A 20,796-nucleotide genomic window follows, 5' to 3' on the forward strand; every position below is an offset into this window, starting at 1 on the left:
GAGCCCCCGCGATGAGCTCCGGAGAGCCCGGACCCGGCGCCCCCCAGGGGGACCCGGCGGACCTGCGCCTGTGGGATGTGCGCAAGACGTTCCCCGGCGGGGCGGTGGCGGTCGAGAGCGTCGACCTCCGCTTCCCCGCCGGGGAGCTCACCGCCCTGCTCGGCCCCTCCGGCTGCGGAAAGACCACGCTGCTGCGGATGATCGCGGGGCTCGAGAGCCCCTCCTTCGGCCGCATCGAGCTGGGCGGGGAGGACATCACCGACCTCCCCGCCCACAAGCGCCGCTTCGGCATGGTGTTCCAGAACTTCGCGCTGTTCCCGCATCTGACGGTCGCCGAAAACGTCGCCTACTCGCTCGCCATCGAGGGCGTGGCGAAGCCGAAACGCCGGGCCCGCGCCGAGGAGCTCCTCGATCTCGTCCAGCTCCCCGGCTACGGCGCCCGCCGGATCGGAGAGCTCTCCGGCGGCCAGCGCCAGCGCGTCGCCATCGCCCGCGCGCTCGCGCAGGAGCCCTCGGTCTTCCTCCTCGACGAGCCGATGTCCGCCCTCGACGCCAAGCTGCGCGAGGAGATGCAGGTCGAGCTGCGCCTCCTCCAGCAGCGGCTGGGCATCACCACCGTCGTGGTCACCCACGACCAGCGCGAGGCGATGACCATGGCCGACCGCATCGTGGTGATGTCGAACGGGCGGGCCGAGCAGGTGGGCCCCCCGCAGGAGGTCTACCAGCGCCCCGCCAACCGCTTCGTGGCGGGCTTCATCGGCAAGGCCAACTTCCTCTCGGGCACGGCCGACCGGGGCGAGGTGCTGCTCGCCACCGGCGCGCGTCTCTCCGTCGCCCCCGCCGCGAACTTCCGCGACGGCGCGCCGGTGCAGGTCGCCTGCCGCCCGGAATGGACGTTCCTCGCCTCCGAGCCGGGCGCCAACACCCTCGCCGGCCGCGTCGCCTTCGTGCGCGACATCGGCCAGGTCCGCGAGATCCACGTCGAGACCCCGGCCGGCCCCCAGGTCTGCGAGCTCCCCTTCTCCAGCCCCGCGCGCCCCAGGCTCGGCGACGCGGTGCACCTGTTCCTCCCCCCCGAGCTGATCCGCGTCTTTCCCGCCCAGGACCGGGCCGAGGCCGCATGATCCCCGCCCGCCGCCCGCCCCCGCGCGCAGCGCGCCAGCCGAGCGGGCCCCGCCTCGCGAGGCCCGCCCCGCGCGCCCCGTCCGCCCCGCGCCGCGCGCCCGCCGCCCGCCCCGGGCGCGAGGCCCGACGCGGCGCCCCCTCCCGTCGCCCGGAGCGCGCCCGATGACCGCCGCGCGCCCGCAGGCCTCCGGCGGCCGCCGCCCCGGCTTCGGCGCCGTCCAGGCCCTGCTCGGCCTCGTCCTCGCGGCGCTCTGCGTCGCGCCCTTCGCGATCGTCCTCGTGGTCTCCTTCGGGCAGGTGGTCGAGGGCGCCTCCTGGCGGTGGGCGCTGAGCCTCGAGAACTACCTGCGCTTCTTCGTGGGGCTCGAGTGGCCGGCCTCCACCTCCTTCCTCTATCTGCAAAAGCTGTGGTGGACGCTGGTCTACGCCGGCCTCGCCGCGGTGATCGCGGTGGCCTTCGCCTTCCCCTTCACCTGGCTGACGACCCGCCAGTCCCGCCGGATCCAGACCGTGTGGCTGGTGTTCCTGCTGTCGTCGCTGTCGCTGTCGGAAGTCTTCGTGGTGATGGGCTGGGACGTGCTGCTGTCGAACCGCTCGGGCCTTCCGATGGTGTTCCGCGAGACCGGGCTGACCGACTGGCTCCAGTCGGTCGGCTGGTTCGACACGCTGCGCGACTGGGGCATGGCGACGCCCCGCAACGTGCGCTTCAAGACCTCCGTCTTCGCCACCGTGCTGACCATGAGCTACCTGGTCTTCCCCTACGCGGTGATCCTGCTCTACCCCGCGCTCAGCCGGCTCGACCCCGCGATGCTGGAGGCCGCGCGCACCATGGGCGCGCGCCCGTTCACGGTGATCCGCACGGTGGTGCTGCCGGCCGCGCGGCTGCCGCTGACGGGGGCGGCGCTGCTGCTTTTCGTCTATCTGCTGGGGGCCTACGTGGTGGTCTCGGTCTTCGCGGACCCGGCGCGGCAGACGCTGACCATCACCATCTACGAATCCGTGCGCGGCGCCACGCTCAACGCGCCCTTCGGCGCGGCGCAGGCGGTGATCCTGCTGCTGACCGCGGGCGGCTTCCTGCTCGCCTCGCTCCGCCTCTCGCGCCTGGCGGAGGCGAAGGCATGAGCCGCCTCGCGGGTCGCCTATACCTCGCCTGGTGCGCGCTCTTCGTGCTGGCCCCCATCGTGGTGGTCTGCGCGGCGGCGCTGAACGGCGGGCGCACCATGTTGTTCCCGCCCGAGGACCCGACCCTCGAGCGCTTCGTCGAGTTCTTCGTCTCCGATCCCGTCTGGACCCGGGCCCTGCAGCGCTCGATCCTGATCGCGGTCGCCTCCGCCGCCATCGCCACGCTGATCGCCTGGCCCACCGCCTACGGGCTGTGGCGGCGCGACACGAAGCTCTCGAAGCTGCTGGCGGCTTCGATGGCGATGCCCTTCGCCCTGCCGCCCATCGTCTTCGGCGTCGGCCTGGGGTTCCTGTGGGCCTTCTCCGGCCTGATCGGCACGATCCCGGCCGGGATCCTCTCCCACGCCGCGCTGCATGGCGCCCTGCCGCTCGCCACCATCTCCATCGGCCTGCAATCGATCGACCGCGCCCATCTCGACGCCGCCGCCACCATGGGCGCGACCGAGCGCACGGCCTTCCGCACCATCGTCCTGCCCCAGACGATCCCCTACACGCTGTCGGGCTTCTTCTTCGCGCTGGTGCTCAGCTTCAACGAGTTCATCGTGATGTTCTTCGTCTCCGCCTCGGCCTACGCCACGGTGACGCTGCAGATCTTCAACTCCCTGCGCAACGGCTTCACGCCCACCATGGCGGTCGGCGCCATCGTCTTCATCCTGACCTCCGTCGCCGTCTTCAGCCTCGTCGCCCGCTTCGGCGACCTGCCGCGGCTGATGGGGGCCGACCCCTCCCGCCGCTAGAAAGGTCCCCGCCATGCCCCGCCAGCCCATGATCGTCGGCAACCCCGTGGTGCTCGTCATCGACATCCAGAAGGGCGGCTTTCTCGACGGCTACGACGTCGGCATCCCCAAGATGGCCGGCTGGCGCGCCAACATGGCCCGCGCCCGCCAGGTGATCGACGCGGCCCGCGACACCGGCGTCCCCCTGATCTTCTTCCAGGAGGCCCACCGCCCCGACCTCATCGACTTCGGCCGCGAGCTCGACGGCGCCGAGGGCGTGCACTGCGTCGAGGGCCGCGAGGGCACCGAGATCGCCGTCGAGGAAACCGGCTACCGCCCGGGCGAGGACTATTTCATCCGCAAGCGCCGCTACTCCTGCTTCTTCGGCACCGAGCTCGAGATCCTGCTCAAAGGGCTGAAGGCCCAGACCCTGATCCTGATCGGCGGCCTGACGGACGTGTGCTGCCACTACACCTTCGCCGACGGCCACCAGCACGACTACCACTGCCGCATCGTGGGCGACGCGGTGGGCGGCAGCTCGGACGAGGCCCACGCCGCCTCGCTGCGGGCGATGGAATACCTGCAGGAGGGCGCCGTCCGCTCCGCCGCCGACATCGCGGCCGGTCTCGCCGCCCTGAAGGCGGCCGCCTGAGATGACCGCCGCCCCCTCGGCCGCCGAGCCTCCGGACCCGCGTCTCGTCGCGGCGCTGGCGCTGGAACCCACGCTGGAGGCGGTGCAGGGCCTGTGGCGGCGCGCCTGGCTGCGCGCGCCCGGGCACGAGGACGCCACGACCGAGGTCCACTGGATCCAGGCCGGCCGCCTCCACGTCGACCTGCGCCTGCCCGAGGGCCTGCCCGACGTGCGCGGCGCGAAGGCGCTGGCCGACCTGCCCCCCCGCGTCCTGCGCGCGCTCGCCCGCGCCGAGGGCTTCGCCGGCGCCACGGCGGTGGAGCGGGGCGTGTGCACCTGGACCCGCCGCGTGAACTGGCGCGGCCCGCTCGACGGGCCCGACGTCGGCGCCCTGTTCTTCGAGAACGGCGCGCTGATCGAGCGCGGCGTCTTCGCCGACTACGCCGAGCTGTGGCGGCGCGAGCCGACCGAGGCGCCGCTCGCCGCCCGCCAGCTCCGCCGCGCCGACGGCCAGGCCGCGGTGCTGGCCCGCGCCGGCGACCGCTTCCTGCTGGGCCGCGGCGCGCCCGAGGCGCTGGCCGCCCCCGCCCCCCTGCCCGAGCGGCTGGAGCGGGCGCTGGCCCACCGCCACCGCGGCGCGCTGCGCCGGCTCTTCGACCAGGAGTTCTGCCGCGGCCGCCTGACCCCCGAGGGCGGGATCATCGAGCGCTCGACCAACCCGCTGCGCGAAGGCGCCCTCGCCTTCCCCGCGGACGCGTTCGAGGCCGAGACCGTCTCCCTCACCGCCCAGGATTTCGACGGCGCCACCGAGACCTCCCCCTGGATCCCGGTCTAGACGCCCGCCCCCCGCAGGCCCGCCCCCAGCCCTCCCGGGAGCGCCTGTTCTCCGGAGCCGTCCATCGCTGATGCCGATCAGAGCGACTCGTCGGGGGCGGTCAAGGATCGCGAAGCGACCGCGCCTGCGCGGCTCGTCCTTGACCGCCTCCGGCGAGTCGCTCAGGCATCTTCAGCGATGGACGGGTCCGGAGGACAGGCGCGGGCCTGTTCTCTGGTGAGCTCCGGAAGCGCCCCTTCGCGGGCGCCCGCCCGCGCGCGCGGACCGCGCGCAAGCCAGGCCCGCCCGCAGGGCGCCTAGCTCCACTTCGCCAGGTATTGCGCGCAGATCTCGCGCATCCGCTGCTGCCCGAAGCTCAGGTCATGCCCGCCGTGGACGATGGAGACCTCCATGCCCGCCAGCCGCTCCAGCGTGCGCAGGTAGTCCGCCATCACCCCGATCGGCAGCAGCGGCCCGTCGTAGATCGCGTCGCCCGAGAACAGCGTCCCGTCCGCCTCGTCCAGCAGCCCGATCCCGCCGGCGGAATGGCCCGGCAGATGCACCACCGTGAACCCGCGCGAGCCGAGCTCCACCCGGTCGCCTTCCTCCAGCAGCCCCGTCGCCGGCGCCGCCTTCAGCCGGTAGCCCGAGGGGTCGTAGTCCGCCGAGGGCCGGGCCGTGACCAGCACGTCGGGCAGCGGGCGATACCCCTCCGCCTCGAACCCGTCGCGCAGCGCCCGGGGGATCTTGTCGCGGAACAGGGTGGCGAGACCCACGTCCGTGCGCTGCAGGTCCGCCGCCTCGGCCGGGTGGATCAGGCGGCTGTCGAATTCCCACGAGCCGCCCATGTGGTCGATATGCGCATGGCTCAGGACATGGACCAGCGGTTTCGAGGCGTCGCGCAGCCCGTCCACGAAGGGCGCGAGCAGCCCCACCCCCATGCCGCTGTCGATCAGCATGTCGCGCTCGGAGCCCTCGACCAGCCACAGGTTCGCCTGCAGCAGCGGGTCGAGATGCGGCTCGACGATCTTGGTCACGCCCGGCGCCACGCGCTCGGCCGTCCACCAGTCCGCCACGGGCAGCGCGCGGGCGCGCGCGCGGACCTCGGCGCCCACGGGATCGAGGGCCGGATCGCTCATCCCCGCACCTCCCGCTTCACCGAGCAGGTGACGTAGTTCACCGACAGGTCGCGGGCCGAGATCGACCACGACCAGGTCACCGGGTTGAACACGAAACCCTTGCGGTCGACCACCTCCAGCCCGGCGGCGGCGATCATCGTGGTCAGCTCGTCCGGCGTGATGAATTTCGACCACTCGTGCGTGCCCTTGGGCAGCCAGCGCATCACGTGCTCGGCCCCCACGATCGCCATCATGAAGCTCTTGGGATTGCGGTTGATCGTCGAGCAGACCATCAGCCCGCCGGGTTGCACCAGCCGCGCGCAGGCGCCCAGATAGGCGGCGGGGTCGGGGACGTGCTCGACCACCTCCATGTTCAGCACCGCGTCGAAGGTCTCGCCCGCCTCGGCCAGCGCCTCGGCCGAGGCGGCGCGGTAGTCGATCTCGAGCCCCATGCGCTCGGCGTGGATGCGGGCGACGGGGATGTTGCGCTCGGCCGGGTCGACGCCCACGACCGTCGCGCCCAGCCGCGCCATCGGCTCGCACAGCAGCCCGCCGCCGCAGCCGATGTCGAGGATGCGCAGGCCCTTGAACGCCTCCGGCTGGGAGGGATCGCGCCCGAACTCGGCGGCGACCTGGTCGACGATATAGCCCAGCCGGCACGGGTTCATCATGTGCAGGGGCTTGAACTTGCCGTTCAGGTCCCACCATTCCGAGGCCATCGCCTCGAACTTGGCGATCTCGCCCGGGTCGATGTTGGTTCCCGCGGTCGGGGACTGTTGCATGGAGGTCATGTGGCGATCCGCTCCGCTGCCGGCGCTTGTGATCCGCGCCCGATGTGACATAGATCGGACATGCGCGAAAGCGAAGCCGACATCTCGGCCCGCCAGGCCCTTTATCCCGCCATCGAGCCCTTCTCACGGCTGCGGCTCGAGGTGCCGGGCGGTCACGACCTTTACGTAGAGCAATGCGGCAACCCCAAGGGCAAGCCCGTGGTGGTGCTGCACGGCGGACCGGGCGGCGGCTGCTCTCCGGGGATGCGCCGGTTCTTCGACCCCGAGGTCTTCCGCGTCATCCTGTTCGACCAGCGGGGCTGCGGCCGCTCGCGCCCGCATTCCAGCCTCGAGAACAACACCGCCTGGGATCTCGTCGCCGACATCGAGCGGATCCGCGAGAAGCTGGGCATCGACAAGTGGATCCTGTTCGGCGGCTCCTGGGGGGCGACCTTGTCGCTGCTCTACGCCGAAGCCCACCCCGAGCGGGTCGAGGCGATGGCGCTGCGCGGCATCTTCCTGATGATGCAGCGCGAGCTCGCCTGGTTCTACGGCGGCGGCGCCGGCCAGTTCCGCCCCGTCGAGTGGAAGCGCTTCGCCGAGGCGATCCCCGCCGCCGAGCGCGCCGATCTGATCGCCGCCTACCACAAGCGCCTGACCTCCGACGACCTGATGGAGCAGACCCGCCACGCCCGCCTCTGGGCCGGGTGGGAGGCCGCCTGCGCGACGCTTCAGGGCGGCGGCGGCCACGGGCCGGACGGGGCCTATGCGCGGGCCTTCAGCCGGATCGAGTGCCACTACTTCGTCCACCAGGGCTGGCTCACGCGCGACGACCAGCTGCTGGGCGACGCCTCGCGCCTCGCCGGCATCCCCGGCCATATCGTGCAGGGGCGCTACGACCTGATCTGCCCGCCCCTCTCGGCGCAACTGCTGCACGAGGCCTGGCCCGGCTCGCAGCTGCACATGATCCAGCAGGGGGGGCACGCGCTCTCCGAGCCCGGGATCGCGGCGAAGCTGGTGGAGATCATGAACGGGATGCGCGGCTGAGCGGCCAGGTGGGCGTCCTCGGGGGCGTCGAGCCCCCTCGGCCGCCGCCCGTTCCGGGCGCTCCCCCCTCCCGACGTCAGAGCCCGTGGCTGCGGTCGTAGGCCGAGGGCGCGGGGCTTTCCCACCCCTCCAGCGTCGCGGGATCGGGCCGCAGCACCTCCATGCGCAGCGGAAAGCAGGCGGCGGCGTCGGAGGAATGCGAGGCCGAGCAATCGCCCCCCGGGCAGGCCGACAACCCCGCCAGCAGGTCGATCTCGGCGAAGAGGGTCAGCGCATCGCCGGGGCGCACTGGGCTCGCCTTCATGAAATACTGGTGCGTGTCGCGGGTGAAGCCGGTGCACATGAAGACGTTGAGCACGTCATGGACCAGCGGCTCGGCGGCCTCGGGCGCGAGGCCCGTCGCCTCGGCCAGCGCCCGCACCAGGTTGGAATGGCAGCAGTGGTGGTAGTCCGACCCCGCCAGCAGCCGGTTCGTATAGGGATCGCAGCGGGTGCCGATCACGTCATGCACCCCAGCCCCGTCGGCGTCGAACCCGTACCACTCCAGGTCGTCGGCCACGATCGTCGCCATCGGGCGCAGCCAGGGCAGCACGCTCCAGAGGCGATGGCCGCGGGTGACATGGGTCCCGTGCAGGGCGCGGGTCTTGCCGGAGAAGAACCGCTCCTCCAGCCGGCCCGCGTTCCACAGGTTCAGGTCGCCCACCTGCGGGCCCTCGACCGAGACCATGCGCAGGAAGCTCCCCGCCGGGACCCGCACGCAGCGCGCCTCGCGCGGGGGGACCGTCACGACCTCCACCGTCTCCGCCGAGGCCAGAGCGGCGCCGTAGAGCGCCAGATCGGGGCCCGCCAGCGCATCGTCGGGATAGGCCACCACCGGCCGCGCCGCGCGGCGCTGGTCGGCGTCTTCGGGCTCGGGCACGGCGGAGGGCGGACGCGGCATGGATATCTCCTACAGGGGACGCAGCCACCCTGCCCCGCGAGGCGCCCCCAAGCCAACCCGCGCCGAAGCGCAACGTCGCGGAGAGGCGAGTCGGGCCGCGGGTCAAGGCTCGCGAAGCGACCCGGCGAAGCCGGGCTCGGCCTTGAGGCGCGGGCCGACTCGTCGCACGCTCGCCAGAGGCCGGCCCTGCCGGCCGTCTCAGCAGAGGGCGGAAATCCCGACCCCGGCGATGCCTTCGCCTTCCCTGCCGACCCTCGCCAAAGGAAACGGCGCCCATAGGCGCACCCCCCGCAACGCGCCGCGCGCCGGACGCCCACCACAGGCGCGACGCCGGCCGCGGCGCCTCAGGCGCCCAGGCCGGGGGCGGGACAGTCCAGGGGGGCTTTCTCGCGGAACGCCTCGACCAGCGCGCGGCCGCCGACGCCGGGGAGCCAGGCGGTCACCCGGCCTTCCTGCAGCGCCACCGCCCAGCAGCGGCGGTCGTCGGGGTCGTCCTCGTAGATGAAGCAGATCAGGCCGTCGTCGGCCTCCCATCGCCCATGCAGGCACAGGCCCGAGGCGTCGCGCCACTGCACCGAGCCGCCGGGGAAATACTGCTCCGAGCCGAACAGGGCCCCGCCGAGGCCGTAGTGCAGGGTCCAGCCCTCCACCGCCTCCGCGAAGCCCGGCCCGTCCAGCCGCGGCGGCCCGTCCAGCAGGGGCGGGCGCTCCTGCCCCGCCGCTCCGCCCGCCAGAATCGCAAACGCCGCCGCGAGCCCGAGGCCCCGGCGGCGCGTCCCGCGCCCCTCCGGCGATGCGGAGGCGCGGCGCGGTCTCAGATCTGCTTCTCCGGCATCCGCACCACCAGGCCCTCGAGCTCCGGCGTCACCTTCAGCTGGCAGGTCAGGCGCGAGTTCTCCTTCGGCTCGAAGGCGAAGTCGAGCATGTCCTCCTCCATCGCCTCCCGCTCGGGCAGCTTCTCCACCCAGGAGGGGTCCACGTAGACATGGCAGGTCGAGCAGGCGCAGGCGCCGCCGCAGTCGGCCTCGATGCCCGGAATGCCGTTGTCGCGCGCGCCCTCCATCACCGTCAGGCCCTCCTCCACGTCCACGACGTGCTCGGTTCCGCCGAATTCGATGTAGGTGATCTTGACCATTTCCGGCCTCTCCCGCCTCCGGTGCGCTCGATTGCTTGTCGGTCGTGGTAGCCCGACGCGCGCGCCGAGGCCAGAGCCAAACCGCACCCGCGCGTCAACGCCCCGCGAGGCGCGCGCCGACCGATCAGCCCGCCATGGCGGCGCGCGAGGCCTCGACCCGCTCGGCCAGCCGGTTGACGAAGCGCCAGCCCATCCAGCCGGCGACCAGCCCGGCGGCGGCCATGCCCGCGGCCTGGGCGTAGACCACGCCCTCGGGCCCCTCGTAGGCGCCCGCGATCAGCCACAGCATCGCCGGCACCGCCAGCCCGTCGCGGCCCCAGTTGACCAGCGTGGCCCCCAGCGGGCGGCCCAGCGTGTTGAAGGCGGCGGTGGCGACGAAGGCGCAGCCGGCGAAGAGGAAGCCCGCGGCGCCCAGGGTGGCGAAGGCATGGACCACCTCGGCCCCCTCGTCCGCCAGGCTGAAGCCCGCCGAGATCGCCCCCGAGGCGGCGTAGAGGATCGCCCAGATCGCGCCCACGTAGACCACGCAGAACACCACCGCGTCGCGATAGGTGCGCACCACCCGGTGCATCAGGCCGGCGCCGTAGTTCTGGCCGAAGATGCCGCCGATGGCGCCGGCGAGCGACAGCACCCCCGCGAAGGCCAGAACGGTCATCCGGCTGACCACCGCCCAGCCCGCCACCGCGCTGGGCCCGTAGTGGGAGATCGCCGCCGTCAGGATCGCGTTGGCCACCGGCGTGGACATCTGCGCCAGCCCGCTCGGCGCCGCGATCCTGAGCACGCGGCCGGCGTCGGCGCGAACCGTGCGCCAGGTCGGGCGCGCCACCAGGTCGTGCACGCCCACGCAGAAGCGATAGCCCATCGCCGCGGTGGTGAACCGCGTCAGCGCCAGCGCCAGCGCGGCGCCGGTGATCCCCAGGTCCAGCCCCGGCAGGCCCAGCACCGCGTCGAAGATCAGGAACGGCGCCGCCAGCGCCACCACGATCCCCGCCGAGAGCGTCACCATCATCGCCCGCCGCGCATCCCCCGCCGCCCGCAGCACCGAGGAGCCCAGCATCCCGAAGGTCATGAACGGCATGGTGGCGAGCGTGATGGCCAGGAAATCGACCGATTCCTCCAGCACCGCGTCGTCCGCGCCCAGCAGCCGCACGATCGGCCGGCGCAGCGCGATCAACACCAGCGCCCCCAGCACCAGGAACCCGCAGGCCAGCGTCATCGTCGACCCCGCCAGCCGCCGCGCCGCCTTGCGGTCGCGCGCCCCCAGCGCCCGGCTGACCAGCGCGCCCGCGGCGATCGAGAAGCCCATGCCCATCGCCACGGTGAAGAACTGCAGCGTCCAGGCGTAGCCCACCGCCGCCGTCAGCCCCGCGTCCCCCAGCATCGAGACGTAGAGCAGCGTCACGAAGTCCACGAGGAACATGAAGGTCAGGCCCAGCGAGCCCGTCAGCGTCATCACCGAGACATGGCGCATGATCGTGCCGGTGGTGAACCGCCCCGCCTCGCCCTGCGGCGGGGGGCCGGGCGGGGGCGTCTCGGGCAGGCCTGCGTCAGCCATGGGCGGCCTCGCCGATCCGGCCGCGTCCCGGCGCCCCCGAGGGCGGGAGGAGGAGCCCGGCCTGCATCGCGCGCGCCCCGGTCACTCCGCCGGGGCGGCGGGCGGCGGGGGCGTCGGCCGCACGCGGGCGGTCAGCGTCGTCTCCCGCCCCTCGTCCGGATGGCGGGGTATCAGCCGCGCCAGGCCCAGCGAACAGCCGGCGAGGCCCACGGCCAGCACGAACACCGCCTCCGGGCTGACCAGCCACAGGTAGCCCAGCGCGGCCGGCAGGAACACGGCGGCGATGTGGTTGATGGTGAAGGCCACGGCGGCGGTGGGGGCGATGTCGCCCGGCGCCGCGATCTTCTGGAAGTAGGTCTTCAGGGCGAAGGCCATGGCGAACAGCAGGTGGTCGATGACGTAGAGCGCCGCCGCCGCCCAGGCCGGCCAGTCGAAGACGTAGATCCCGGCGTAGAGCGTGAAGACCAGCACCAGGCCCGAATATTCCAGCGTCAGCGCCAGCCGCTCGCCGAAGCGCGCGATCATCCGGCCGACCAGCGGCGCGAAGAGCATGTTGGCGAGGTAGTTGATCAGGAACAGCGCGGTGACCTCGTGCACCTCGAAGCCGAACTTCTCGACCATCATGAAGGCCGCGAAGACCACGAAGATCTGCCGCCGCGCGCCCGAGAAGAACTGCATCAGGTAGTAGAGCCAGTAGCGCCGGCGCAGCACCATCTTCTTGATCTGGGGATTCGGCGCCTCCCACTTGGGGAAGGCGATCCAGGCGAACAGCGCCACCGCCACCGTGGCCGCGCCGCCGACGAGGTAGACCGTCTCGTAGCTCAGGTCGTAGGCCTTCCAGGCCCCCACGATCAGCGCATAGGCCACCAGCGAGGCCGCCGAGGTCGCCGCCAGGATCCAGCCCAGCACCTTGGGGGCCTGCTCCTTGGTCAGCCACTGGAGCTGCAGGGACTGGTTGACCGTCTCGTAGTAGTGGAAGCCGAGGGAGCCGATGAAGGTGGTGATCAGCAGCCCGCCGAAGGTCGGGAACCAGGCCGTCACCGCCACCGCGGCGCCCAGCGCCAGCAGCGAGATCAGGGCCAGCGTCTGCTCGCGCACGAAGATGATCACCGCGATCACGCCGATGGCCGCGAAGCCCGGGATCTCGCGCACCGTCTGCAGCCAGCCGATGTCGGAGCCGTCGAAGCTCGCCGCCTCTATGACGAAGTTGTTCAGCAGGGCGTTCCAGGTCGCGAAGCTGAGCGGCATCCCCGCCGACAGCAGGATCAGCAGGGCGATCGGGCGGCGCCAGGCCGGATAGTTGGGGGCGTCTGCGATGGGAACGGGCGTGCGGCTCATAAGGCGGCCTTATCCGGTCCGCGCGACCTTGGCGAGCGAAATCCACCTGCCGTCGGTCGGAGCGTCGGTCGAGGCCCCGCGCCGCCCGCGGACCGCCCCCCGACGCGACGTCTGCGGGGCTCCGGGCCGTGGTCCGGGCGGGGGCCGGAAACGAAGAAAGCCGCCCGAAGGCGGCTTTCCGATCAGGTCTGGTCCGGGGCCGGAGCCCCGCCCGGTCAGCTCTTGCGGCGACGGGCGGCGAAGAGGCCCAGGCCGGCCATCGCGGCGCCCAGCATCGGCAGGGCCGCGGGCAGCGGGACGGCCGAGGCGAACGGATCCGGCGCGATGCCCGAGTTCACCGAGTCGGCGATGCCGCGGACCGAGAGGGCCAGGCGGAAGCGGTAGTCGGTGCCGGCCGCCAGGGTGGTGGTGATGTCGTACTCGTCCGTGCCGCTGACGACGGTCGAGCCGAAGGCGCCGCCGACGACATACGGGCCCTGGTGGGCGGCGTAGTTCTCGTCGCCGAAGGGGGTCTGGCCGCAGAAGTAACTGCTGCCGCCGGAGCAGCTCGGCTGCCACGCGCCCCAGTTCACGTTGCCGGACGGCTTGGTCGAGTAGGTGACCGTCCAGTACATGTCCGCCCAGGTCGTGCTGCCGCCGCTGTCGGCGGTGGCGAGCAGGTAATCGAGCGTCATCAGCAGCGACAGGTCGGTCGCCTCGGTCAGGCCGGTGATGGTCACCAGGGTGCCGAGCGTCGTCGCGTCGCTGATCGTCTGCAGCGTGGTGCGGGTGTTGTAGGCGTACCAGGCGCGGGCGTTGGCGCCGGCGCCGGTGGCCACGCCCTGCAGCAGGACGTCATGCTCGGCGGTGACCGAGGTGCCCGGGCTGCTGACCGAGTCGGCGTTCTCGGAGAACGTGCTCACGCCGCCGCCGGAGTCCGTGTAGAAGCCGCCCTGCGGCACGCCCGGAGCGAAGTTCTGAACCGTGATCGAGCCGCTCGTAACCGGCGCCTCGTTGCTGTGGTACAGGTAAGCGCTCGTGGAGGTGTCCACGTCGACGGCATAGAAGGCATTGGCCGAAGCCTGATGCGGCGCGAAAGCAGCCACCCCCACAAGCGCCAGGCCGACGATCCCCACATTCTGGCTGCGCATTCCCAACTCCATCGCTTGGCGGATTTTCCCCGATCCGCATAAGATATCAGCGAGGCGCGAACGCATGAACCGTTGCCCCTCGATCTCAGCCGTTTTAACAGACAATTCAGGAACTGAGAAGCCCGAAACCGACGGCTATCTGAACGCCCGGCCGCCGGTTCACACCGCCCCCACGAGAGAGACAAAGCTGCCGGACATGCCCGACCGTTCCCAGGACTCGCCGTTTTCCACTCGAAAAGTGGGTATGGTCTCGCTCGGCTGCCCCAAGGCGCTGGTCGACTCCGAACGAATCCTCACCCGCCTGCGGGCCGAGGGCTACGACTTCGCCCCCGATTACGCAGGGGCCGACGCCGTCATCGTGAACACCTGCGGCTTTCTCGATTCGGCCCGGGCCGAGTCGCTGGACGCCATCGGCGAGGCCCTGGCCGAGAACGGCAAGGTGATCGTCACCGGCTGCCTCGGCGCCGATCCCGCGTTCATCACCGGCCAGCACCCCAGGGTGCTCGCCGTCACCGGGCCGCAGCAATATGAACAGGTCATGGAGGCGGTGCGCGCCGCGGCCCCCGTCGCGCCGAATCCGCTGGTCGATCTGGTGCCGCCGCAAGGGCTTAAGCTGACGCCGCGGCACTATGCGTGGCTGAAGATCTCGGAAGGCTGCAACCACAAGTGCGCCTTCTGCATCATCCCGCAGCTGCGCGGGCCGCTCGCCTCCCGCCCCGTCCACGCCGTGCTGCGCGAAGCCGAGAAGCTGGCCGAGGCGGGGGTGCGCGAGCTGCTGGTGATCTCCCAGGACACCTCCGCCTACGGCCGCGACCTGCGCCACCCGTCGCATCCCTGGCGGGGGCGCGAGCGGCGCACCCACGTCCAGGACCTGGCCGAGGGGCTCGCCTCGCTCGGCCTGTGGACGCGGCTGCACTACATATACCCCTACAAGCACGTCGACGCGCTGATCCCGCTGATGTGCCGGACCTCGGGCGAGGACGCGCCCGCCGGCCTGCTGCCCTATCTCGACATCCCCTTCCAGCACTCCCACCCCGAGGTCCTGCGCCGGATGCGCCGGCCCGCGGCCTCGGAGGACACGCTGGAACGGCTGGCGGCCTGGCGGGCGATCAACCCCGACCTCGTGGTCCGCTCCACCTTCATCGTCGGCTTCCCCGGCGAGACGGAGGCGGAGTTCCAGCACCTGCTCGACTGGATGGAGGCCGCCCAGCTCGATCGCGTCGGCTGCTTCAAGTACGAGAACGTGGTCGGGGCCCCGTCCCGCGACCTGCCCGACCATGTCCCCGAAGAGGTGAAGGAAGCGCGTCACGCCCGCTTCATGGAGGCCGCGCAGCGGATCTCGGCCGCCAAGCTGGCGGCGAAGGTGGGAACCCGCGCCTGGGCGGTGGTCGACGAGATCGACGAGGACGGCGACGCCGTCGCCCGCACCGCCTCCGACGCGCCGGAAATCGACGGCAACGTCTTCGTCGACGGCGAGGACCGGGACTTCGAGGTCGGCGAGATGATCCGGGTCGAAATCACCGACGCCTCCGAATACGACCTCTTCGCCCGGCGCGTCTGAGGCGCCGGACGGGCGGAGGGGCCGGGTCGGTCAGGCCCCCGGGCCCGCGGCGGAGGGCCCATCGCCGCCGGCCTGCGCGTCGCGCAGGCCCTGCAGGATCATGTAGACCCGGCCGGCGTCCTCGATCTGCTCGAAGCCGATGAAGACGGTGCGCCAGCCGGGTTCTCCGGCCCGGCGCACCCGGTCCTTGTGGAACCATACGGCGCCCAGACCCTCGCCAAGTTCGACGAGGTCGAGGGGCGAGTCCGCCCGGATCTCGCGCGCGATCACCTGGCGGCGGCCCAGCGGTCCGTCGCGGATCACCACGCCCCGCCGGTCGGTCAGCACATAGCGCGTGCCCGCCCGGCGCCGGGGCTCGTACCAGAACCCCGCCAGCAGCGCCGCGCCCCCGAAGCCCGAGGCGACCAGCGCCGGCAGCGTCAGGAACAGGTCGGGGCCGGCCTGGAGCGCCCCGGCCAGCATCCACAGGCCCCCCAGCAGCGACGGCGCCCCGACGATCAGGCTGGCGATCTGCGGCAGGCCCCAGCGGAACCCCGTCCGCGGCCGCCCCCGCCACAACACCTCTTCGCCCTCTTGGGGCTGGAACCCGTCCGCCTCCGCCATGATGCGAGGCTCGCGCAGACATGCCGTTGGGTCAAGGCCACGGGCGCAGGCGTCGCCCGCGGGGCGTCCGCGCAAGATCCGACGACCACCGCAAGGCGAACCGGGGTCCTTGACCCGCCATTTACACCGACACGGGCCGCCAATATTCTGTTAACCAACTGAAAATACGGTGTCGCGGGCCGCGTTCGTCGAATGTGTCGCGTTGAACGGAGAGTCGGCCCCTCTCCACTATGCCGCGCGCATTCGGACGTTCCGAGTCGATCCGCCGTTTCACAGCCGCTCCTTGCGGGAGGCCTCCGCCGTCGGCTCCGACGGTCCTGCGCCGCCCGCCCAACGCCTCGATTGGACGCTCATGCTCAAGGCCTGGCGCAAGACCATGGACATGTTCGACGCGCAGGAGCGTCGGAACTTCTGGCGGCTGATCGCGCAGGTCGTCGCGATGAGCTTCGCGAACATGGTCGGGATCGCGATGATCATCCCGTTCCTGCACGTGCTCGCCGACACCGAGGCGACCAGCGGCGACGGGATCATCGGCCGGATCTACCGCTTCGGCGGGTTCGAGACGGTGATCGGCTTCCAGATGGCGCTGGGGGCCGTGGCGCTGATCGTCTACCTGGGCTCGGTCAGCGTGCGCGCCCTGACCGCCTGGAGCCTCAGCCGCTTCACCTCGATGCGGGTGTTCTCGATCTCGCACCGGATCCTGCGGGGCTACCTGGGCCAGCCATACGTGTGGTTCCTGGGCCGCCACAGCTCCGACCTGGTCAAGACGGTGATGAACGAGACGATCATGCTCGTGCAGGGGACCGTGCGGCCGATGCTCGACGTGATCTCCAACGGCGCGGTGGCGCTGGCGATGATCGTGCTGCTGGTCCTCGCCGACCCGCTGTCGGCGCTGATCATGGCTGCGATCATGGGCGGCTCCTACGGACTGCTCTACACCTGGGTCCGCGCGAAGCAGGTCGCCGCCGGCCGCATCCGCTTCAAGGCGACCGCCGAGTGCTACCGCATCGTGCAGGAGGCGATGATCGGCGCGAAGGAGATCAAGGTGCTGGGGCTCGAGCAGCAGATGCTCGCCCGCTTCCGCCATCCCGCGCTGGCCAAGGCCCGCGCCGAGGCGACCTTCCGCGTGCTCTCGCAGGTGCCCCGCCATTTCCTCGAGGGCGCGGCCTTCGGCGGGATGATCGTGGTCCTGCTGGTGATCCTGCGGGTGAACGACGGCGACATGGCCCGGGCGCTGCCCATCGCCGGCGTCTACGCGCTGGCCGGCGCGCGGCTGATGCCGGCGCTGCAGGGGGTCTACGGCGGCCTCTCCTCGATCCGCTACCAGGCGCCGACGCTCGAGAACCTGCATGCCGAGCTGCGCGACGCCGCGGCCGTGGGCGACCGGCTGCCCGAAGCCGACGGCGAGCCGCTGCGCCTCCAGCGGCGGCTGGAGCTGCGCGACCTCGTCTACGCCTATCCCTCCGCCGACCGGCCCGCGCTGCGCGGCGTCTCGCTCGAGGTCGAGGCGCGCACCACCGTGGGCATCGTCGGCGGCACCGGGGCGGGCAAGTCCACCGCCATGGACATCCTGCTTGGCCTGCTCGAGCCGGAGGGCGGCCAAATGCTGGTCGACGACAAGCCCATCGAGAGCCGCGCCGACCGCCGCGCCTGGCGGCGCTCGATCGGCTACGTGCCCCAGCACATCTTCCTCGCCGACGACACGGTGGCGGCCAACATCGCCTTCGGCCTGCCGCCGGAGAAGATCGACATGGAGGCGGTCGAGCGCGCCGCCCGCATGGCCGAGCTGCACGACTTCGTGACCGAGCAGCTCCCCGACGGCTACCAGACCCTGGTCGGCGACCGCGGCGCCCGGCTCTCGGGCGGGCAGCGCCAGCGCGTGGGCATCGCCCGCGCCCTCTACCACGACCCCGACGTGCTGATCCTCGACGAGGCGACCTCGGCGCTGGACAACGTCACCGAGCGGGCGGTGATGGACGCGCTCGACCGCATCGGCGGCGCCAAGACCGTGATCATGGTCGCCCACCGCCTGTCGACGGTGCGCAACTGCGACCGGATCTTCCTGTTCCGCAACGGCGTGGTCGAGGCCTCGGGCCCCTACGACCAGCTGTTCGAGACCTCCGACGCCTTCCGCGCCATGGTCCAGGCGGCCGAGTGAGCGGCGGCCCCGCCGCTCAGTCCACGATCCCCTCGAAGACGTAGAGATAGGCCGAGGCCGGGGGCAGCCCGCAGGCGGGCGCCCCGGTCGCGGGCCCGAGCCGGAAGCGCGTGGGATCGGCCGGCGGGGCCAGCGCCTCGCGCGCGATCCGCACCCGGTCGGCGTCGACGTCGTGGGCGTCGTAGGGCCCGTCCATCCGGTGCACGACGAGCGACGCGGCCGAGGCGAAGGGCAGCGCGACCTCCACCGGCGTGCAGCCGGGCGCGGCCTCCCCCGGCGCCGGGGCGGGAAGGTCGGGCAGGCGGCGCGAGATCAGGACCAGCGCCAGCCGGTCGCCGCGGCGCGTGGCGTAGGCGGCGACCTGGGGCGCGTCGGGGACCGCCTCGCGGCGCTTCGCGGCGGCGAGGTCCAGGGTCGGGACCGCCCGCGTCTCCACCGCCAGCATGTCGCCCAGCGCCTCGCGGTTCAGAAGTTCGAGCAGCTCCCAGGCCGGATAGGCGTGTCCGCCCCGGTCCCAGCGCGCATGGCTGCGCCACCAGCGGCCCTCGCCGTAGGCGAAGAAGCTCTGCATCCGGTAGCCCAGCGCCGACAGCGCGAGGAAGCCGTCGAGCGTGGCGACCCCGGCCGCCTGGCTCTTCATCACCCGCTCCTGGACCTCGACGTCCTCGCGTCCCAGGCCCTCCATGACATAGCCCGGGCCCGCCTCGTAGGTCCCCACCTCCAGCGGCACGCCGCGGGCGCGCGCGGCCTGCGCGGCGCGGGCGATGTGCATCCGGCCCAGCGGCTCGGTGTTCTGCGCGGTCCAGTTCAGCAGGGTCGCGAAATTCTCCGGCGTGCCCGTCGGGGCCGGCTGGTCCGCGTCCCAGCCGCCGAGGTAGGGGCCCAGGCCCACGAAGCCCGAGCCCGGCGAGGTCCTCGCCGCCTGCTCGCCGTAGTCGAGCACGTTGAAGCCCCCCAGCGCGAAGACCGCCCGCCGGTCGAGATCCGCGGCCCGCCACCTGGGGCTGGCGCGCAGGCGGTCGATGGTCTGCTGCTGGAACAGGCCGTAGACCTCGCCAGGGGCGTAGCGCCGGCCGGTCTGCGCGTCGACCATCGCCGGGAAGGTCCAGGGACGGAACAGGCGGTTCCAGGTCTCGTTGCCGATCTCGAACCAGATCCGGCCGAAGGCCTCGGTCCAGGGGGCCGCGCGCCCCTGCGCCGCGCGCTTGTCGGCCCAGGGGCCGGAGCCGGCGGGGGCGGCGAGATATTCCAGCAGCCCGTCCCATTCCTCCGGCGCCAGATGCGGCTCGATCTGCAGCCAGGGGTCGGCGCCGGCCCCCTGCGCCATGCGCAGCATCTGCGGCAGGCTCGAGCCGCCGGCCGTGCCGCTCGCCAGCCCCGGCGGGTCGGTGAGCTGGGCGAGGTCGTAGGTCCAGCGCCCGGTCTTGATCAGCGGATGCGTGCGCAGGAGCGAGACCTGCGCCGCCCGCAGCCGCGCGTAGTCCCGCGCGTCGAGGTCCAGCCAGGGCGTGCCGGCGCGGCGGATGCGGAAGTTGTCGACGCCGAAGCGCCCCGCCCCCTCCAGCGTCAGGGCGAAGCGGCCCCGGGCGCGGCGGGCCGCCTCGTCGCCGACGAACTCGGCCGCGATCCGCCGCCACTCGGGCCCGGTCTCGAAGCTCGCGGCGGGCTGGCGGGCGCCCCAGGCGCCGCCGCCCAGCACCTCCAGCCGGGCGCGGCCGGGGGCGTCGCTGCGCACCCAGGCCTCGACCCGGTAGGGCTCGGGGCGCAGCACCTCGTACCAGTGCTGGGCGTCGTCGGCGAAGCGCGCGCCGGAGAGCTGCACGGGCCGACCCGCCTGCAGCTCCAGCTCCAGGTAGCTGCGCCCGGCCTCCTCCACCGGGGCGTCCGGCGCGTGCGGGCGCAGGCGCCAGGGGGCGCCGCCGGGCTCCTCGGCCCAGCGCGAGAGCGGCCCCGGGCGCAGGCGGCGGGCGGCCCGGCCGTCCCAGGCGCGGTCGGCGATCAGCGCCTCGCGCGAGGGGTCGGGGAAGCTGCGGCTCAGGATCACCAGGTCGCCCGCCTCGACGCCCGGGGCCCCCGCCCCGCCCTCCAGCGCGAGGTAGCTGCCGCGCCGCGAGCCGGGGGGCGCGTCGGTGCGCTCGATCACGTAGCCCCGCGCGCCGGGGACCGGGTCCCAGGCGAGCCGCGGGGCGCCGGGCTCGCCGGGCTCGAGGCGCAGGGCGGCGGGGCCGGGCTGCGGCCCCTCGCGCAGGCCGCGCTCCACCGGCAGGGCGAGGGCGACGAGGGCCTTGAAAGCGCCGCGCTTCGCCGCGGCCTCGCGCGCCGGCCCCTCGGGAGCCGGCGCCATGACCTCCGCCGAGGGCGCGGAGAGGGTTCCGTCCCCGGCCACGGCCCGGACCCGGAACCAGGTCGGCGCGCCGGGGCGGTGCTCGGGCTCCCAGGCGAGCGGCAGGCCCAGGGTCGCGGCCGGCAGGGCCGCGTCGTCGCCGGTCAGGCGCCGCCAGCTCTCCAGCACATGGCCGCCGGGGGGCACGCGGTCCCGGCGCACCAGCTCCAGCGCGCCGCCGCGGATGCGGTAGATCCGCGCCTCCGCCCCGTCCAGCGCGCCGCTGCGCAGGCCGCCGGCCGAGAGCTCGGCCGGGTCGGCCAGGATCCGGTCCGGCGCGGCCGCGCCGGCCGTGAACATGGTGCGGTAGACCAGCGGCTCGAACCCGTCGCCGCCGAGCCGGAGGCCATTGCCCGACGGCTCGAGCGTGACCGAGACCGCGGGGAGGTCGGGGTTGATGACCCGCCCGGAGACCGTGAAGCGCGCGCCCGGCGCCGCGCCGCCGCCCAGGCCCAGGCTCGCCGCGGCGGCGGCCGCGAGGAGCGCGAGCGCGGCCGCCGCGCCCCTCCGGCGCAGCCGCAGGCGGGCCGTCCCGCGGCGGCGGGCGCTCATCGCGCGGGTCCGGCCGTCGCCCGGGGCGCAGGGGGCGA

General features: G+C 73.0%; 18 protein-coding genes. 8 read left to right on the plus strand and 10 right to left on the minus strand.

What is annotated here, in order from left to right:
- Positions 1 to 11: 11 nt before the first annotated feature.
- The 5 genes from BM064_RS15845 (at position 12) to BM064_RS15865 (ending at position 4,489) form a co-directional block, all read left to right on the plus strand.
- Positions 12 to 1,124 (plus strand): ABC transporter ATP-binding protein, encoded by a 1,113-nt coding sequence (locus BM064_RS15845; RefSeq protein WP_092861030.1) that lies wholly within the window; start codon positions 12 to 14, stop codon positions 1,122 to 1,124.
- A 163-nt stretch (positions 1,125 to 1,287) separates the two neighbouring features.
- Positions 1,288 to 2,247, plus strand: coding sequence for an ABC transporter permease (locus BM064_RS15850; RefSeq protein WP_092861032.1), 960 nt, complete (start codon positions 1,288 to 1,290; stop codon positions 2,245 to 2,247).
- Complete coding sequence (locus BM064_RS15855) at positions 2,244 to 3,044, plus strand: ABC transporter permease (RefSeq protein WP_092861035.1); 801 nt, start codon at positions 2,244 to 2,246, stop codon at positions 3,042 to 3,044. Before BM064_RS15850 ends, BM064_RS15855 begins: the two co-directional genes overlap by 4 nt.
- 13 nt (positions 3,045 to 3,057) lie before the next feature.
- Entirely contained in the window at positions 3,058 to 3,675 is a 618-nt protein-coding gene (locus BM064_RS15860) for a cysteine hydrolase family protein (RefSeq protein ID WP_092861037.1), read from the plus strand.
- A gap of 1 nt (position 3,676) precedes the next feature.
- Positions 3,677 to 4,489: a hypothetical protein gene (locus tag BM064_RS15865; RefSeq protein ID WP_092861039.1), complete on the plus strand. Its 813-nt coding sequence runs from the start codon at positions 3,677 to 3,679 to the stop codon at positions 4,487 to 4,489.
- A 296-nt stretch (positions 4,490 to 4,785) separates the two neighbouring features.
- Here the strand turns inward: BM064_RS15865 and BM064_RS15870 are convergent, their stop codons facing one another.
- A complete protein-coding gene (locus BM064_RS15870; protein ID WP_092861041.1) occupies positions 4,786 to 5,607 on the minus strand; it encodes an MBL fold metallo-hydrolase in 822 nt (273 codons plus the stop codon).
- The gene (gene ubiG, locus BM064_RS15875; RefSeq protein WP_245779187.1) at positions 5,604 to 6,377 is read right to left on the minus strand and encodes a bifunctional 2-polyprenyl-6-hydroxyphenol methylase/3-demethylubiquinol 3-O-methyltransferase UbiG; all 774 of its coding nucleotides are present in this window, start codon (positions 6,375 to 6,377) and stop codon (positions 5,604 to 5,606) included. Before ubiG ends, BM064_RS15870 begins: the two co-directional genes overlap by 4 nt.
- A gap of 60 nt (positions 6,378 to 6,437) precedes the next feature.
- Here ubiG and pip point away from each other — a divergent pair, with 60 nt between their 5' ends.
- Positions 6,438 to 7,403, plus strand: a complete 966-nt coding sequence (gene pip, locus BM064_RS15880; RefSeq protein WP_092861043.1) for a prolyl aminopeptidase — start codon at positions 6,438 to 6,440, stop codon at positions 7,401 to 7,403.
- 76 nt (positions 7,404 to 7,479) lie between these two features.
- Here pip and BM064_RS15885 read toward each other — a convergent pair whose 3' ends face one another.
- From BM064_RS15885 to BM064_RS15910, 6 genes are all read right to left on the minus strand, one after another.
- Positions 7,480 to 8,343: an urea carboxylase-associated family protein gene (locus tag BM064_RS15885; protein ID WP_092861045.1), complete on the minus strand. Its 864-nt coding sequence runs from the start codon at positions 8,341 to 8,343 to the stop codon at positions 7,480 to 7,482.
- A 344-nt stretch (positions 8,344 to 8,687) separates the two neighbouring features.
- Positions 8,688 to 8,993, minus strand: a complete 306-nt coding sequence (locus BM064_RS15890; RefSeq protein WP_092861047.1) for a hypothetical protein — start codon at positions 8,991 to 8,993, stop codon at positions 8,688 to 8,690.
- Between the two features lie 164 nt (positions 8,994 to 9,157).
- Positions 9,158 to 9,478, minus strand: a complete 321-nt coding sequence (locus BM064_RS15895) for a 2Fe-2S iron-sulfur cluster-binding protein (protein WP_092861049.1) — start codon at positions 9,476 to 9,478, stop codon at positions 9,158 to 9,160.
- Positions 9,479 to 9,602: 124 nt separating this feature from the next.
- Positions 9,603 to 11,033, minus strand: coding sequence for an MATE family efflux transporter (locus tag BM064_RS15900; RefSeq protein ID WP_092861051.1), 1,431 nt, complete (start codon positions 11,031 to 11,033; stop codon positions 9,603 to 9,605).
- 81 nt (positions 11,034 to 11,114) lie between these two features.
- Positions 11,115 to 12,371 carry an MFS transporter gene (locus tag BM064_RS15905; RefSeq protein WP_092861053.1) on the minus strand — a complete coding sequence of 419 codons (1,257 nt, stop codon included), beginning with the start codon at positions 12,369 to 12,371 and terminating at the stop codon, positions 11,115 to 11,117.
- Between the two features lie 215 nt (positions 12,372 to 12,586).
- Positions 12,587 to 13,402, minus strand: a complete 816-nt coding sequence (locus BM064_RS15910; RefSeq protein ID WP_143103349.1) for a VPLPA-CTERM sorting domain-containing protein — start codon at positions 13,400 to 13,402, stop codon at positions 12,587 to 12,589.
- 295 nt (positions 13,403 to 13,697) lie between these two features.
- Between BM064_RS15910 and rimO the strand changes: the two genes are divergently transcribed.
- Positions 13,698 to 15,062: a 30S ribosomal protein S12 methylthiotransferase RimO gene (gene rimO / locus BM064_RS15915; protein WP_092861057.1), complete on the plus strand. Its 1,365-nt coding sequence runs from the start codon at positions 13,698 to 13,700 to the stop codon at positions 15,060 to 15,062.
- 30 nt (positions 15,063 to 15,092) lie between these two features.
- On the opposite strand, the gene BM064_RS15920 is transcribed toward rimO, so the two are convergent.
- Positions 15,093 to 15,665: a hypothetical protein gene (locus BM064_RS15920; RefSeq protein WP_092861059.1), complete on the minus strand. Its 573-nt coding sequence runs from the start codon at positions 15,663 to 15,665 to the stop codon at positions 15,093 to 15,095.
- 352 nt (positions 15,666 to 16,017) lie between these two features.
- Here BM064_RS15920 and BM064_RS15925 point away from each other — a divergent pair, with 352 nt between their 5' ends.
- The gene (locus tag BM064_RS15925) at positions 16,018 to 17,823 is read left to right on the plus strand and encodes an ABC transporter ATP-binding protein (RefSeq protein WP_092861061.1); all 1,806 of its coding nucleotides are present in this window, start codon (positions 16,018 to 16,020) and stop codon (positions 17,821 to 17,823) included.
- Positions 17,824 to 17,839: 16 nt separating this feature from the next.
- On the opposite strand, the gene BM064_RS15930 is transcribed toward BM064_RS15925, so the two are convergent.
- The gene (locus tag BM064_RS15930) at positions 17,840 to 20,758 is read right to left on the minus strand and encodes a hypothetical protein (RefSeq protein WP_092861063.1); all 2,919 of its coding nucleotides are present in this window, start codon (positions 20,756 to 20,758) and stop codon (positions 17,840 to 17,842) included.
- Between the last annotated feature and the right edge of the window lie 38 nt (positions 20,759 to 20,796).

It is taken from the genome of Albimonas pacifica (assembly GCF_900113695.1).
Taxonomy (GTDB): Bacteria; Pseudomonadota; Alphaproteobacteria; order Rhodobacterales; family Rhodobacteraceae; genus Albimonas; species Albimonas pacifica.

What these genes read in the sequence shown, in the direction of transcription:
- ubiG (WP_245779187.1), bottom strand. Translation starts at nt 6,377, where the DNA reads ATGACCTCCATGCAACAGTCCCCGACCGCGGGAACCAACATCGACCCG.
- pip (WP_092861043.1), top strand. Translation starts at nt 6,438, where the DNA reads ATGCGCGAAAGCGAAGCCGACATCTCGGCCCGCCAGGCCCTTTATCCC.
- BM064_RS15925 (WP_092861061.1), top strand. Translation starts at nt 16,018, where the DNA reads ATGCTCAAGGCCTGGCGCAAGACCATGGACATGTTCGACGCGCAGGAG.
- BM064_RS15870 (WP_092861041.1), bottom strand. Translation starts at nt 5,607, where the DNA reads ATGAGCGATCCGGCCCTCGATCCCGTGGGCGCCGAGGTCCGCGCGCGC.
- BM064_RS15865 (WP_092861039.1), top strand. Translation starts at nt 3,677, where the DNA reads ATGACCGCCGCCCCCTCGGCCGCCGAGCCTCCGGACCCGCGTCTCGTC.
- BM064_RS15905 (WP_092861053.1), bottom strand. Translation starts at nt 12,371, where the DNA reads ATGAGCCGCACGCCCGTTCCCATCGCAGACGCCCCCAACTATCCGGCC.
- BM064_RS15920 (WP_092861059.1), bottom strand. Translation starts at nt 15,665, where the DNA reads ATGGCGGAGGCGGACGGGTTCCAGCCCCAAGAGGGCGAAGAGGTGTTG.
- BM064_RS15930 (WP_092861063.1), bottom strand. Translation starts at nt 20,758, where the DNA reads ATGAGCGCCCGCCGCCGCGGGACGGCCCGCCTGCGGCTGCGCCGGAGG.
- rimO (WP_092861057.1), top strand. Translation starts at nt 13,698, where the DNA reads ATGCCCGACCGTTCCCAGGACTCGCCGTTTTCCACTCGAAAAGTGGGT.
- BM064_RS15855 (WP_092861035.1), top strand. Translation starts at nt 2,244, where the DNA reads ATGAGCCGCCTCGCGGGTCGCCTATACCTCGCCTGGTGCGCGCTCTTC.
- BM064_RS15885 (WP_092861045.1), bottom strand. Translation starts at nt 8,343, where the DNA reads ATGCCGCGTCCGCCCTCCGCCGTGCCCGAGCCCGAAGACGCCGACCAG.
- BM064_RS15860 (WP_092861037.1), top strand. Translation starts at nt 3,058, where the DNA reads ATGCCCCGCCAGCCCATGATCGTCGGCAACCCCGTGGTGCTCGTCATC.
- BM064_RS15845 (WP_092861030.1), top strand. Translation starts at nt 12, where the DNA reads ATGAGCTCCGGAGAGCCCGGACCCGGCGCCCCCCAGGGGGACCCGGCG.
- BM064_RS15900 (WP_092861051.1), bottom strand. Translation starts at nt 11,033, where the DNA reads ATGGCTGACGCAGGCCTGCCCGAGACGCCCCCGCCCGGCCCCCCGCCG.
- BM064_RS15850 (WP_092861032.1), top strand. Translation starts at nt 1,288, where the DNA reads ATGACCGCCGCGCGCCCGCAGGCCTCCGGCGGCCGCCGCCCCGGCTTC.
- BM064_RS15895 (WP_092861049.1), bottom strand. Translation starts at nt 9,478, where the DNA reads ATGGTCAAGATCACCTACATCGAATTCGGCGGAACCGAGCACGTCGTG.